We start from the raw sequence: 12,667 nt of genomic DNA, 5'->3' as shown, positions 1-12,667 counted from the left end.
CCTGTCTTTTTTATAGGATATAATTCAAAGTAGACAAAAGATCTTTTATTCAGGCAATCTTTGCATGACGATAACAAAAACCAGCGATAAAAATATACTGACTCAACTCAGTAGCAATGATGAAATTGTTGCACCGCTGTGGCTTATTTTTCGACATGATCCTGCGCTGTCGGTTTATCCTGAACATGGACATGCTTGGGGCGAATTTATTTATGCCTTTAATGGGGTGATGGAAGTCAATATTGATCAAATTAATTATATTACGCCACCTCCATATGGAGTTTGGTTACCGCCAAATACGCAACATAGTGGTTTGAATCGGACTCCTGTTTCCCATGCAACTTTGTATATCCACCAATCGTTATGTAGTGCCTTACCTCAACAAGCAGGGATTCTTTTAACCTCACCCTTGGTTTCAGCGATTTTACAGCACATCAAACAACACCCAATGCAAGCATCTGAGCCTGAATATTTGCGACTATTACAGGTGTTACTTGATCAGTTACAACATGCTGAGTTAATCGGTAGTTATTTACCCCATACCAATCATGCTGCCTTAAAACAAGTTTTGGATTTTTTACATGCCCACCCTGCTGATCACAGCACCCTAGAAGCTTTAGCCCAACGGATTAATATGACTGAACGTACCTTGGCAAGACTGAGTCAAAAAGAGCTGGCTATGTCACTCAATGAATGGCGACAACGGCTTAAAGTCATGAAAGCGATGTCTATGCTCAATGAGGGAAAAACGGTTGAAAGCATTGCACTGGATTTAGGTTATGCCAATGCTTCTGCTTTTATCAATATGTTTAAACGTTGGATGATGCGGACCCCAGATCAGTTTAGAAAATTGTTGCATCACTAAACCTCCTTTTTAAATTTTGAGTAGATGAAGTGGAATGATCTAAATATTGATAATCAATAATCTTCCCGACCAATCTATATGTCGATCTAAAAATGCATGGGCTGAATTTAATTTTAGTTTATGTGGGAATTCACCAAAGTCATCCATTGGTAATTTTATTAAGACGAACCAATTGGCGATTTTAATACGATTCAAACAACAGCTAAAAAAATAGCAATACTGTAAATTTTAACTGGCTGTAAATTTCAACGGATAAATCAAGCAGGATATATCGCAAAAGTTAGCGATAATTGTTGTTGTATAAAACTGTAGATAATAAAAAACCCAATGCGTATTGATTATAAATAAACACTGGGTTGCTTGCATTTTAAGTGCTTATTTTACAAAAGTTTTCCAAACAAAATCTTGGCTTTGACCATGTAGAGTCATAGTCAATTGATCACCAGAAGCCAATGCTGCAACACCTGCTGGTGTCCCTGTCATCACCACATCCCCTGGTTCTAAAGAGAATACTTGGCAGATGTCTGCAAGTAAGTAAGCAATATCAAAAATCAATAAAGCAGTATCGCCTTTTTGTCGAACTTCATCATTTACCGCAAATTCAAAAGTAACAGCCGACCAATCTTTAATCTCATCCACACTGACCCAATCTGCCAGTACACATGAGCCATCAAAAGCTTTTGAACGCTCCCAAGGCTGGCCTTTGCCCTTTAAGTCATCTTGGAGATCACGTAAAGTTAAATCTAAGCCTAAAGTCACCGCACCAATCGCATCCAATACTTTATCTAAATTGGTTTCGCCCTTAAGTGACTTGTCGATACGTAACGTCAGTTCACACTCATGGTGGCAATTTCCCCACGCCTCATTCCAAGAAATACCGTCTTGCAATGAAATCAAACTACTGGGCGGCTTGATAAATAAGACTGGACGATCTGGAATTGCGTTACCTAATTCTGCTGCATGCGCTGCATAACTACGACCGACACATACAATTTTAGATGGACGTGTACTCATATTGTTCCCTTCTTATTGATCAGCGTTAAAAACTTTATAATTCCAAATTACTTTTTAAAAGTATTGATAAAAATCGTTTGATCTGCGGGTGTCGCAAATGCTCGTTTAGGCACAATCACCACAGTACGATTTTTTAATTCAATCATATAGGTAAGCTTGCCTTCTGCAAATTTATCTACATCTGAATAATGATGAACTTGCTTTGGACGACCACTACTGAATAATTCCATATAGTCTTGAAATAATTCAATACCTTGTTCGCTTTTACCAAATTGATATTTAACGAATTGGCGTTTAAACATCATCGGTAAAAACCAATACCGCATCAGCATTTGCAGAATTAAGAAAAAAGCACCTAAGCAAACATAATATTTACCCACACCCTCTAAACCGAGGTAAATCCCCCAAACCATGATTCCGATGCTGACCAAAGGCGTGAGAAATTGGCTAATTTGCTTTTTACCAAAAGTTGCCAGTTTAAAACCGTCTTGAGATTCTTCTAAATTAAGATAATAACGTGCAGATAATGCAGGCTGGGTGTCTGACATAGTTGCTTCAATACAAATATTTTACGATGCCAAGATATTACACTAGATTTTTCCAGCGAGATGCGGATTTTCATCTTGTTTTACAGAACACCTCTATTTTTTAAAAGTGAATCCTTTTAGGGTCTTTCATACAAATGGTTTTTATAAAAACAAAAGATTGCCACTTATCAAGGCGCAAAAGGAATTGTGATGAAAGTTTTTTATTTAAATATCAGTCTCGTACTCTTAATCGGTATCAGTCAAATCAGTTTCGCGAAATTGGTCACTTGGAGCGATAATATTCCCAGCGCGTTAAAGCCATTTGACAATAATGCCCAGCAAATTGCGGCAATTGCTCAAGACAATATCTTAATTTATGCCCATCCAGCGACCAAGACGTCGCTACCGACATTCAGTAAACAGCCTCAACCTATAGCTAAATTTTCAACAGCAGCCATTGTTGTGCCTGTAAGTAGCCAAGAAGTGGCTAAAACCTTAAGCAATTACACGCAATATGTTGGGTTATTCCCGACTTTAAAATCAGCAAAAGTCATCGAAACAGCAGGACCTGTCAGTCAATTAAAATATCGTATTTCCATCCCGACACCGATACCTGTATTGAATTTTAATGAAGATGTGGTGATGCAACATCAAATTGGACAAAATAGCATTTCAACCATGGTGATTGATGGCCCAATTCCTTATGCATTAGGGAAATTTGAATGGTTCAATTTAGCTGACAACAAAACCTTAGTGACCCTGACACAATGGGGCGATTTAAACCAACCGCAAGGTTTCCTATTTAAGAAAATTTTAAATGCTTTCCCTGAAGTAAAACTGGCGATTCCAAATGGTTCGAGCGCCTTTGTTTTAGAAGCACTCAAAAATAAATATACGACTAAAAAAGTGACGGCATTAAATGCAGGGCAACTACCTAGCCCACAATTAAATACAGCTCAAATCAATAAAATTGTTCAGGTCAGTGCCAACGCGCAACAGCCCGTCAGTATTGTACTTAATCCTGTCACTGTACCTTATACCCATGGTCGTGAAGTTTTACGTTTTACCACAAGCTATCAATATTTAAATGCCACCCCGCAACAATTACAACGTTGGACACAACCCTTATCCTATAAAGAAATTTTTCCAAAACAAATCAAAAGCATTAAAACCACAGCGATCAACACACAAGGACAAGATGCAGACTTTAAAGTCAGTGTCGGATTGGGGGTTATTAGTATCCCTTTTGATTTTAAAATGCGTTTTAGCTATCCCAAAGCCACTGAAAATAACTTCTATGCCAATGGCGGTGATTTACGTTATCTCAAAGGTCAAATTCAATTTTTACCCCAAGGCAATAACACCTTACTCAAAATGACCACCACCATCAAAATTGATGAAAAAGCACCATTCCTACTCAAAGCAGCACGCAGTTTACCCTACCATGAAATGTTACCTGCACTGGGTGCAAATGCAATTTTTGCTCAAAAAGTAAAGTAGTGCTGATTGAACTTTTAAAACTCAATTAATCAGCCAGATGTTTAATTGTTGTACCAATATTAAATAGGAAATATAACGGGATTGCGACCAGATCACCGACTAAAGTGACTGGGGTTAAGGCGATTTTCTGCAACAATGTTTTAGAATGTAGTGAGTATTTGGTTTTTCCTTGTGTATACATTTCAATCGTATAATTTTGACTAAAGTTTTGAAATTTCATATTTTTAATTTCAGCGTTTAAACCCACAACACGCCCAACCAATCCAATTTTTCTTTGATAAAATTCAGAGTTTTCCTGACCATACTCGTACTGACTCAGTCCAAGTCGAGATAACTTATTTTCTTCCAGTCGAGTTAAATTGTTTTTTGCATAATACAGTTCAATATCACCGCTAAATTGAGCTGCTTGTGGATTTTTTTGATCATCGCTTTCAGGCATTAAAGACAAGCTAAAATGCTTGTCACTCGGACGGACAGGTTTGATCCGCCAATACTTGGGGTCTAAATCAGATTGAATGGTCTCTAAAATTTCCTTATTTCCAATATCAATCATATACGCATATTTTTGCCCAACCACGATTAAGGAGCGATCTACATTGTTTCTATCATGGCTATTTTTTGAGGAAGCATTTTCTGTTAAATAGGCAAAACCGACAATTTGATCCTGATCTACAATCACACGATCTGCATGGGTTGAAACCACTTTACCCGTCGCCAACCTGCCAGAATCACTGTTATTCCACAGAATGGCGGTACATCCGATCATTTGACTGATGACCAGCACGATAAACAATGAGAAATATTTATGCATGAAAGATTGGCCTTATTTTTATTATCTCGCTCATTGTGCCATTTTTTAGGCACAAAAAAACCGCAATAAAGCGGTTTTTTTAAATATTTTATCAAGTTGGTGCGCTCAGAGAGATTCGAACTCCCGACCCCTTAGTTCGTAGCCAAGTGCTCTATCCAGCTGAGCTATGAGCGCGACGTCTTGATGGGACGCATTATACGCCTTTTCATTTTTTTGTTAAGGATTATTTCAATAGTTAAACACCAAGTGTTTAGTATTTGGGCTATTTATCTTTAAATCGACAAAAAACCTAGGATTTATGCATTTATTCACTGCTTGCATGGTGTTTCATTTGAAATTGAATTAAATATTTTTCAGTAAACAACCAAAATAAATAGCCAATTACACTCAATAGGATCCCAGCAGCACACACGGCATACCATCCCCAATGTCCATAGAGTGTTGTTGCCAGTAATGATCCCACAGCACTGCCCAATGCATAAAACAACATATAAGCACTAACCAATCGCCCATGTAATCGAATATCCGCTTGGAAGATCAGACTTTGATTAATCACATGGACTGATTGAATGGCTACATCCAATAAAATAATCGCTAAAATAAAAACCCAAATTGAAAAATATAAGCAGGTTAAAATGCCCCAAGCTCCGATCAGTAATAGAAACGCATATTGTGTAACACGCTGCGCATAGCCTCGATCAGCCAACCCACCAACACGGATTGCCATAACTGCACCGATAGCACCAATGATGCCTAAAAAACCAATCAAGCTATGTGAATATTCAAAAGGCTGAACAGATAAAGGAAATACCAACGCATTCCAAAACAGATTTAAATTGACGAAAATGATGAAAGCAAGTACGCCTCTAATCTGTAACACTCTATTTTTAAACAATTGTTCAAACAATGAAAAGATTATCTGGGAATAAGTGAATTGCTGAGTAGGATCTTTTTCGATACGGATAACAGCTAAGTATTTCCATAAAAACACACTGATCATACTCATACATAGTACTGAGAATATATATACCCCTTGCCATCCAAACCAATCCGCTAAACTACCAGACAGTACCCGAGATAAAAGTATGCCAATCAACACACCAGCTTGAACTGTACCCACGATTTTGCCGCGTTCATCAGCAGCTGCCAAAACTGATGCATAAACTATTAAGCCTTGAGTCATCGCTGTGCCCAACATGCCCACAATCAGCATACTCAATAACAACGTGAAAATATGATCTGAAAAAACCAACGAGATTAAAGCGAGACATAAAATGATGGACTGAAACAACATCAAAGATTTTCGTGGTAATAAATCGCCTAAAGGCACAATAAAAATTAATGCAATGATTGATCCCACTTGAGTCAATGAAACAACTAACCCCGCCCACGAATAATCTAATTTAAAATCTTGGGCGATCAGATCCAGCAATGGCTGTGCATAATAAACATTTGCAACACTCAATCCAGCAGCACACGCCAACAGCATCACCAATGCTGGAGAAAGATGGGATCTCTGCTGTTCTCTTGTTTTATTGCGCTGAAGATGAGCTGTTTTATTCATTTTGCACCAATCTGGTTTTAATTTGCAACCAGATTAAATTACGCAATCTTGTTTTAAATTGCAACTAGATTTATAGTCTTATTTTTAAGATGAAAGATGGAACAGCTGATGAATCAAGACACATATGAAGCTTGCCCAGTTGCGCGGTCAGTGCAATTAATTGGAGATCGTTGGGCTTTATTGATCATTCGCGAAGCTTTTGATGGGGTAAAACGATTTAGTGATTTTCAAAAAAATTTAAATGTCGCCAAAAATATTTTATCTGATCGTTTGGCTAAACTTATTGATGCTCAAATTCTAAAGAACCAACCTGCTTCTAATGGCTCAGCCTATTTGGAATATGTGCTCACTGAACAAGGTTATGCACTGTTCCCGATCATCGTGGCATTACGTCAATGGGGTGAGCAATTTTTATTCGCTGAGGATCAACCACATTCTATTTTACTTGAGAAAAATACAGGTGATGAATTGGCACTTATGCAACCTATGACAAAAAAAGGAAAACATCTACTTGCACAAGAGACCTTTGTGAAAAAGATCAATTAAATGCAAATCATGTTTTCCCAGTTAAAGTCGATGATATTTTTTAAAGAGCAAACTTAAGTTTTAAGGGTTTTACTCAACCAATAAATCTTTTGGATTAATGCTATCACCGTAGACAGGTTTTAACGTCTTTTCATAGGCTTGCTGGATAACCCCTGCTTTAGATAATTTTTCTAAGTCTTGATTCAACCAATCCAATAATTCTTTATCGCCTTTTTTGACTGCAGGTGCAATTAAATCATGCTGACCTAAGCTGGTAATACCCACGGTATAATTTGGGTTCTCTTTTGCCCAAGCCAGTACCAATAAATTGTCATGTGCCAAAGCCACACCACGTCCATCTTTCAGCGCATCAAAGGTCTCTGTATTCTGCTCGTACTTTTGTAATTTAATTTCAGGATGTGATTTGCTAAAGAATGAGTCTGCTGTCGTGCCTTTATTGACCAATAAAATTTGATCTTTAAGCTGTGCAATATCTGTAATCGGCTTGGCTTTAGGTGATACAACGCCCAAAGAAACCTTTAAATAAGGCTTGGCAAAATCGACAACTTCCTTACGTTCAGGTGTCACGGTGAAATTGGCAAAAATAATATCCACCTTATTGGCTTTGAGGTACTCCACACGATTGGCAGCTTCCGTTAAAACAAATTGAACTTTGTTTTCATCTCCCAATAGGTCTTTGGCAACATGCTTAGCAATTTCCACATCAAAACCTTGGTTTTTACCTTGTGCGTCTAAGTAACCAAAAGGCGGCTTATCACTAAACACCCCGATACGAACCACACCATTTTTCTTAATTTGCTCGATACTTGAGCTGGTTTTTTCAGGTTCAGTAGCTTTTTCAGTTGTTGGCGCGTTTTTATTACACGCCGCTAACCCTAAGCTAAGCACTGAGGCTGCAAGTAGATGAGTCAGCTGTTTTATTGATATATTCATTTAATTTTCCTCTGATCTATTTTCATATTTAAACGATGATTTCTTTTCGTAGTTAAACGCTTTAATGCAATTTTTATTTCGGTGTCACATCCAAAAAGACTTGAGCATCCACAGTTCCACCGTAGACAGGCTTTAAGGTCTGATCATAAATCTTCTGAATTTCACCTGTTTTTTGTAAGCTTGAAATTTCAGTATTGAGCCAATTTAAAAGTTGGCTATTGCCCTTTTTCACTGCAGGTGCAATAAAGTCTTGATTACCAATTTGTTGAATTCCCGCCGTAAATGTTGGATTCTCAGCTGCCCATGCCAAGGCATAAGTACTGTCTTGAGAAATTGCATCACCACGACCATCTTTCAAGGCATTAAAGGCATCGGTATTTTGTTCAAACTTTAATAAATTAATTTTTGGGTAATTCTTAGTGAAATAAATATCTGATGTCGAGCCTTTATTGACGATCAAGGTTTTGCCTTCAAGCTGCTGAATATCTGTAATCGTCTTGGCTTTAGGCGATACGATGCCTAAAGCGGCCTTTAAATACGGTTGAGCAAAATCAACCACTTGTTTACGTTCAGGAGTGACTGAAAAGCTGGCAAATACCGCATCTGCTTTACCCGATTTTAAAAACTCCACACGGTTAGCAGCTTCAGTCACCACAAATTCAACTTTATTTTCATCCCCAAGCAAATCTTTGGTCACTCTTTTTGCTAAAGCGATATCAAAACCTTGTGGTTTACCTGCACTGTCCACATAACCAAATGGTGGATTATCTGCAAAAACAGCAACACGGAACACGCCCTGCTTTTTAATCTGATCTAAAGATTGATCATTCTGGGTATTTTGCTCCGCTGATGCATTTGGTTCAGTTGGCTGACTACATGCGCTCAACATTCCCATACATAAGGCCATACTCAATGTTCGAACAATGTTGGAAATATTAAAAAAAATCGATGGTTGAGTTAAATAAGATAAAGCCATACATCCTCATTTTTATAGATCATTCTGTGTTGCTATTAGGGTGAATATTGATGTCTAAATTACTGTTAGTAATTCAACATATTTAAAAAGGCTTTTGCCCGTTCAGTCTGTGGATGCTCAAAAAATTGTTCAGGTGTGGCTTGCTCAATAATTTTGCCTTTATCCATAAAAATAATTCGGTCTGCGACTTTTCTGGCAAAAGACATTTCATGAGTCACGATCAACATGGTCATCCCTTCATGCGCAAGTTTTAAAACCACATCTAATACTTCACGGACCATTTCAGGGTCTAAAGCAGCAGTAATTTCATCTAGCAGAATCACTTGAGGCTGCATCACCAATGAACGCACAATTGCGATACGTTGCTTTTGCCCACCAGATAACTGTCGCGGATAATCTCGCTTACGATCGTATAAACCGACACGTTTCAATAATTCGTCTGCGACTTTCTCAGCTTCAGCTCTTGTTCGTTTTTGAACTTTTAAAGGGCCTAATAAAATGTTATCAATCACATTCATATGCCCAAAAAGTTCATAGTTTTGAAACACCATGCCAATTTTTTGACGTACATCCACCCATGCTAAATCTTTGCCCAATACACCTGAGCCAGCTAAATTGATTGTGCCACCCTGAATTTTTTCCAAGCCATTGATACAACGCAACAATGTGCTTTTTCCACATCCCGATGGACCAAGGATCACCACGACTTCACCCTGTTTTACGTCCAAATCTATGCCTTGTAAAATATGACTTTCTGCAAATGATTTCTGTAAATGTTGTATAGATAACAAAGTCATGATTACTCCCAAACTTTTTCTAAATGCGTCGCTAAACGGGATAAGGGATAGCAAATGATGAAATATAAAATAAAGATCAAACCATAAATCCAAAGAGATGCATTCGGAACAATTAACAGCGAATTTTCAATAATTTGCTGTCCAACTTTAATCACTTCGACCACGCCAATCAGCACTGCCAAGGAGCTGGTTTTAATCATACGCGTGAATAAATTGATTGCGCCCGGTGTGACTCTTTTTAAACTCTGCGGGAAAATCACATAGCCCAAAGTTTGCATAGGACTCAGGCCAAGTGCATGTGCAGAATCGCGTTGATGTTGATCTATCGATGTGATGGCAGCACGGACTAAATCGCCTATTTCAGCTGTGCCCCACAATACAAAAACCACAATACATACCAGTACCGCTGAGAGCTGCCAGTTAAACCATGTTGCAAAGCCAAAATAGAAAACAAACAATAAAACCAGAATTGGAATAATCCGAATCGCTTCTAAATACAATCGACACAAACTTTTAATCAGTAAATTTTTTGATGTCATAATGACACCGAAAATCGTGCCAAAAATTGCTGAAAAAAATACTGATATAAAGGCAATTTTTGCAGTAACCCACAGCCCTTCCAGTAATCGTGCAAGGTGGCTGGGTTGAAACAAATAATCAAATTCCATGGCTCACCTTCCGACTGCGGTATTCCAGATAACTGGTGAGAATAGACACAGGCAATAAAATAATCAGATAAGACATGATCAAGAGAAACAATGCTTCTGTGGTTTTATAATCCATACCAATTAAGTCTTTGGTGACAAACAATAGTTCCACCACTGCGATGGCACTCACCACAGAACTTTCTTTAATCAGAAATAAACAATTTGCACCAATTGCAGGAATTGAAATTGCTAGAGCTTGAGGGAAGATCACATATTGAAAAACTTGTAGAGGATTCAGTCCAATACTTTCACCAGAATCAATTTGCCCTTTGGCCACAGCTTGTAAACCCGCACGAAAGGCTTCAGCCATATAGCTTCCACCTAGAAAAGTTAGACCAATGACCCCACAGCTAAATCCATCAATTTTAATCCCCAGTTTTGGTAAACCGTAATAGAGGAAAAATAGCTGAATCAATAAGGGTGTATTGCGTGATAATTCAATGTAAATTTTGGCAATTTTGTCAAAGACCCGTACCCGATAGGTAATGAGAATACTGCAAATTAAACCAACCAATATTGCGAGAATAATACTGATGATTGAGATTTTGAGTGTGGTCACCATTGCCGAAGCAAACTGTGGCATCACACTGTAGATATATTGCCAATTCAAAGAAATCGTCCAAAATAATTATTTTATTGTTACGCTCTAAAGCAGAAAAAATGATTTGGAACTATCTTACAGTGAGAATTTTTTCTAAATAAATATGATTATCAGATAAGCTTTTCTATAAAAATAATGCTGGATAATGCTTACTTTTTGCGGTGAAAAAAATAAGCGTAGTTAAAATTGAACAGTCATCAGCCCGAAGCAATTATTCGGCATTCACCACGTCTAACAATTCCATACATTCAGCACAGAAGATGACAGATTCATTTTCTAAACTTTGGATTTGCAGTTCATAGACAAAACCTGTCAGCGTGCGATTACAGCCATCACACTGTTGCAGGTTGAAATGGCAAATAAAATCAACATGCTGGTAAATATAATATCCATCTGTATATTTCTTCATGTTCTTCTTTCTAAAGCTTCGGCTATTTTATTATTTTAAAGTTTTTAGCTCTAGAATAGATGTTGCAATCCTTACTCTGCGACAAGAATAGACGTGCAAAAAATAATAAAATTCATTTTATTTAAATTCCACATCAATCAATCCTGTACTATTATTTCATAAATATTCCTATAAAAATTCAGATGATAAAAGGAAACAATGGGACATTACTCAACACTTTTAATTTCATCCGATCTCGATAGAACCACGGGTGAAATGGATGAAAATGAAACCTATCAAGAAGTTAAATACTCGATTCCATTATTTTGGTTGGCCTTATTTAAAGTTGAAGACATTACCACTCTTCAAGATCAAGACGGCTTAACTTATTACGTCTTTCGGGCAACGATCTTAAAAAGCTGTGAAACGTTTAAATCCAGACTCAATATATGGTCAGCACTCTATAATGATGAAAAAGTAGCCATTTTAGCGCAATCATTTTTACAATATTTACAACGTACTCCAACATTTTCAGTCGAGCTTAATATTACCGATATTATGGCAATGATGATTGATCCATTTAGCCTAGAAGCTAACAATGAAATGGCGGATATGATCCATTTCATCGAAGAAAAACATCGAGATCCCAAAAGTCCATCACCATCCAAATATTGGCTGCCAAAATCTTTTGAACTTAAAACACCCCAAAATCGATATTTAGATATTGATGGTTTTGGAGAGTCTTTACTGCCCTGTTTTGAGGTGGATAGATGGTTAAATAATCATGAAAAGACACCACAGCCTGTTAAAAATAAACCCAATGCGTCTTTTGATGAGGTCCATTTTTATCGAATGCTGTTGTCCAAAGCTGAAATCTCGCCAAACAGTTCATTTGGCTTTAAACATCGATTTTTATTTCTGACGCAAATTAAAAATAAGGCATTACGCAAATGGCTTTTTCAAGTATTCTTCTTTAATGAAATACTATTTTTCTGTTTATTGTGGCTTAGTCTAAGCTTAATTAGCATCTTTTTTCTTTTTAAAATTAGAACTTTTTCCTATTTAGAGATCACTGGCATTATTATTGGGCTTATTGCATTTAGCTATTTTATTTTTCGAAAAATAGCCAAGAGAATTAATATATTCAACCAACTAAAATCACCGGCCTAAAATCATCGATCTAAATTTCAGGCACAAAAAAACCGCAACGTATGCGGTTAATTCTTCAAGTTGGTGCGCTCAGAGAGATTCGAACTCCCGACCCCTTAGTTCGTAGCCAAGTGCTCTATCCAGCTGAGCTATGAGCGCAATACTTGTGTTGCCAAAAGGCATTCGTTACATCATGATTAACTTATTGGTGCGCTCAGAGAGATTCGAACTCCCGACCCCTTAGTTCGTAGCCAAGTGCTCTATCCAGCTGAGCTATGAGCGCGTCATA

Annotated in this window: 14 protein-coding genes and 3 tRNA genes; 4 read left to right on the top strand and 13 right to left on the bottom strand. The window is 37.5% G+C overall.

Annotated features, from left to right (window positions below):
- The first annotated feature begins 64 nt into the window (after positions 1-64).
- On the top strand, positions 65-865 hold the full coding sequence (locus L3V46_RS02365; protein ID WP_239044828.1) for a helix-turn-helix transcriptional regulator: 801 nt from the start codon (positions 65-67) through the stop codon (positions 863-865).
- Positions 866-1,240: 375 nt separating this feature from the next.
- Here L3V46_RS02365 and L3V46_RS02360 read toward each other — a convergent pair whose 3' ends face one another.
- A complete protein-coding gene (locus tag L3V46_RS02360; RefSeq protein ID WP_239044827.1) occupies positions 1,241-1,879 on the bottom strand; it encodes a fumarylacetoacetate hydrolase family protein in 639 nt (212 codons plus the stop codon).
- 47 nt (positions 1,880-1,926) lie between these two features.
- Positions 1,927-2,427: a YcxB family protein gene (locus tag L3V46_RS02355; protein WP_004816919.1), complete on the bottom strand. Its 501-nt coding sequence runs from the start codon at positions 2,425-2,427 to the stop codon at positions 1,927-1,929.
- Between the two features lie 189 nt (positions 2,428-2,616).
- Here L3V46_RS02355 and L3V46_RS02350 point away from each other — a divergent pair, with 189 nt between their 5' ends.
- Positions 2,617-3,906, top strand: a complete 1,290-nt coding sequence (locus tag L3V46_RS02350; RefSeq protein WP_239044826.1) for an SRPBCC family protein — start codon at positions 2,617-2,619, stop codon at positions 3,904-3,906.
- Between the two features lie 25 nt (positions 3,907-3,931).
- On the opposite strand, the gene L3V46_RS02345 is transcribed toward L3V46_RS02350, so the two are convergent.
- From L3V46_RS02345 to L3V46_RS02335, 3 genes are all read right to left on the bottom strand, one after another.
- Positions 3,932-4,717, bottom strand: a complete 786-nt coding sequence (locus tag L3V46_RS02345; RefSeq protein WP_239044825.1) for a hypothetical protein — start codon at positions 4,715-4,717, stop codon at positions 3,932-3,934.
- A 97-nt stretch (positions 4,718-4,814) separates the two neighbouring features.
- Positions 4,815-4,891, bottom strand: a tRNA-Arg gene (locus tag L3V46_RS02340).
- A 130-nt stretch (positions 4,892-5,021) separates the two neighbouring features.
- The gene (locus tag L3V46_RS02335; protein ID WP_239044824.1) at positions 5,022-6,281 is read right to left on the bottom strand and encodes an MFS transporter; all 1,260 of its coding nucleotides are present in this window, start codon (positions 6,279-6,281) and stop codon (positions 5,022-5,024) included.
- A gap of 108 nt (positions 6,282-6,389) precedes the next feature.
- Between L3V46_RS02335 and L3V46_RS02330 the strand changes: the two genes are divergently transcribed.
- Positions 6,390-6,827 carry a helix-turn-helix domain-containing protein gene (locus tag L3V46_RS02330; RefSeq protein ID WP_034618244.1) on the top strand — a complete coding sequence of 146 codons (438 nt, stop codon included), beginning with the start codon at positions 6,390-6,392 and terminating at the stop codon, positions 6,825-6,827.
- Between the two features lie 69 nt (positions 6,828-6,896).
- Here L3V46_RS02330 and L3V46_RS02325 read toward each other — a convergent pair whose 3' ends face one another.
- The 6 genes from L3V46_RS02325 to L3V46_RS02300 form a co-directional block, all read right to left on the bottom strand.
- Positions 6,897-7,760 carry a cysteine ABC transporter substrate-binding protein gene (locus tag L3V46_RS02325; protein WP_239044823.1) on the bottom strand — a complete coding sequence of 288 codons (864 nt, stop codon included), beginning with the start codon at positions 7,758-7,760 and terminating at the stop codon, positions 6,897-6,899.
- Positions 7,761-7,833: 73 nt separating this feature from the next.
- Positions 7,834-8,736 (bottom strand): cysteine ABC transporter substrate-binding protein, encoded by a 903-nt coding sequence (locus tag L3V46_RS02320; RefSeq protein ID WP_239044822.1) that lies wholly within the window; start codon positions 8,734-8,736, stop codon positions 7,834-7,836.
- A 65-nt stretch (positions 8,737-8,801) separates the two neighbouring features.
- Positions 8,802-9,533: an amino acid ABC transporter ATP-binding protein gene (locus tag L3V46_RS02315; protein ID WP_004725765.1), complete on the bottom strand. Its 732-nt coding sequence runs from the start codon at positions 9,531-9,533 to the stop codon at positions 8,802-8,804.
- 2 nt (positions 9,534-9,535) lie between these two features.
- Entirely contained in the window at positions 9,536-10,201 is a 666-nt protein-coding gene (locus L3V46_RS02310) for an amino acid ABC transporter permease (protein WP_239044821.1), read from the bottom strand.
- Positions 10,191-10,850 carry an amino acid ABC transporter permease gene (locus tag L3V46_RS02305; protein WP_004816902.1) on the bottom strand — a complete coding sequence of 220 codons (660 nt, stop codon included), beginning with the start codon at positions 10,848-10,850 and terminating at the stop codon, positions 10,191-10,193. The genes L3V46_RS02310 and L3V46_RS02305 overlap by 11 nt, the downstream gene beginning before the upstream one ends.
- Before the next feature lie 202 nt (positions 10,851-11,052).
- Positions 11,053-11,250, bottom strand: a complete 198-nt coding sequence (locus L3V46_RS02300) for a hypothetical protein (RefSeq protein WP_004816901.1) — start codon at positions 11,248-11,250, stop codon at positions 11,053-11,055.
- A 198-nt stretch (positions 11,251-11,448) separates the two neighbouring features.
- Here L3V46_RS02300 and L3V46_RS02295 point away from each other — a divergent pair, with 198 nt between their 5' ends.
- Positions 11,449-12,399 carry a hypothetical protein gene (locus L3V46_RS02295; RefSeq protein WP_239044820.1) on the top strand — a complete coding sequence of 317 codons (951 nt, stop codon included), beginning with the start codon at positions 11,449-11,451 and terminating at the stop codon, positions 12,397-12,399.
- A 61-nt stretch (positions 12,400-12,460) separates the two neighbouring features.
- Here L3V46_RS02295 and L3V46_RS02290 read toward each other — a convergent pair.
- Together L3V46_RS02290 and L3V46_RS02285 are read right to left on the bottom strand one after the other, a co-directional pair.
- Positions 12,461-12,537: transfer RNA gene (locus L3V46_RS02290), tRNA-Arg, on the bottom strand.
- 47 nt (positions 12,538-12,584) lie between these two features.
- A tRNA-Arg gene (locus L3V46_RS02285) sits at positions 12,585-12,661 on the bottom strand.
- Positions 12,662-12,667 lie beyond the last annotated feature (6 nt).

It is taken from the genome of Acinetobacter sp. AG3 (assembly GCF_022343575.1).
Classification (GTDB): domain Bacteria; phylum Pseudomonadota; class Gammaproteobacteria; order Pseudomonadales; family Moraxellaceae; genus Acinetobacter; species Acinetobacter guillouiae.
This window is presented reverse-complemented; position numbering and strand designations above follow the sequence as displayed.

Excerpts from the sequence above, each read along its gene's own strand:
- L3V46_RS02330 (WP_034618244.1), top strand. The coding sequence starts at position 6,390 with ATGAATCAAGACACATATGAAGCTTGCCCAGTTGCGCGGTCAGTGCAA.
- L3V46_RS02295 (WP_239044820.1), top strand. The coding sequence starts at position 11,449 with ATGGGACATTACTCAACACTTTTAATTTCATCCGATCTCGATAGAACC.
- L3V46_RS02300 (WP_004816901.1), bottom strand. The coding sequence starts at position 11,250 with ATGAAGAAATATACAGATGGATATTATATTTACCAGCATGTTGATTTT.
- L3V46_RS02325 (WP_239044823.1), bottom strand. The coding sequence starts at position 7,760 with ATGAATATATCAATAAAACAGCTGACTCATCTACTTGCAGCCTCAGTG.
- L3V46_RS02365 (WP_239044828.1), top strand. The coding sequence starts at position 65 with ATGACGATAACAAAAACCAGCGATAAAAATATACTGACTCAACTCAGT.
- L3V46_RS02315 (WP_004725765.1), bottom strand. The coding sequence starts at position 9,533 with ATGACTTTGTTATCTATACAACATTTACAGAAATCATTTGCAGAAAGT.
- L3V46_RS02320 (WP_239044822.1), bottom strand. The coding sequence starts at position 8,736 with ATGGCTTTATCTTATTTAACTCAACCATCGATTTTTTTTAATATTTCC.
- L3V46_RS02310 (WP_239044821.1), bottom strand. The coding sequence starts at position 10,201 with ATGGAATTTGATTATTTGTTTCAACCCAGCCACCTTGCACGATTACTG.
- L3V46_RS02360 (WP_239044827.1), bottom strand. The coding sequence starts at position 1,879 with ATGAGTACACGTCCATCTAAAATTGTATGTGTCGGTCGTAGTTATGCA.
- L3V46_RS02350 (WP_239044826.1), top strand. The coding sequence starts at position 2,617 with ATGAAAGTTTTTTATTTAAATATCAGTCTCGTACTCTTAATCGGTATC.
- L3V46_RS02345 (WP_239044825.1), bottom strand. The coding sequence starts at position 4,717 with ATGCATAAATATTTCTCATTGTTTATCGTGCTGGTCATCAGTCAAATG.
- L3V46_RS02335 (WP_239044824.1), bottom strand. The coding sequence starts at position 6,281 with ATGAATAAAACAGCTCATCTTCAGCGCAATAAAACAAGAGAACAGCAG.
- L3V46_RS02355 (WP_004816919.1), bottom strand. The coding sequence starts at position 2,427 with ATGTCAGACACCCAGCCTGCATTATCTGCACGTTATTATCTTAATTTA.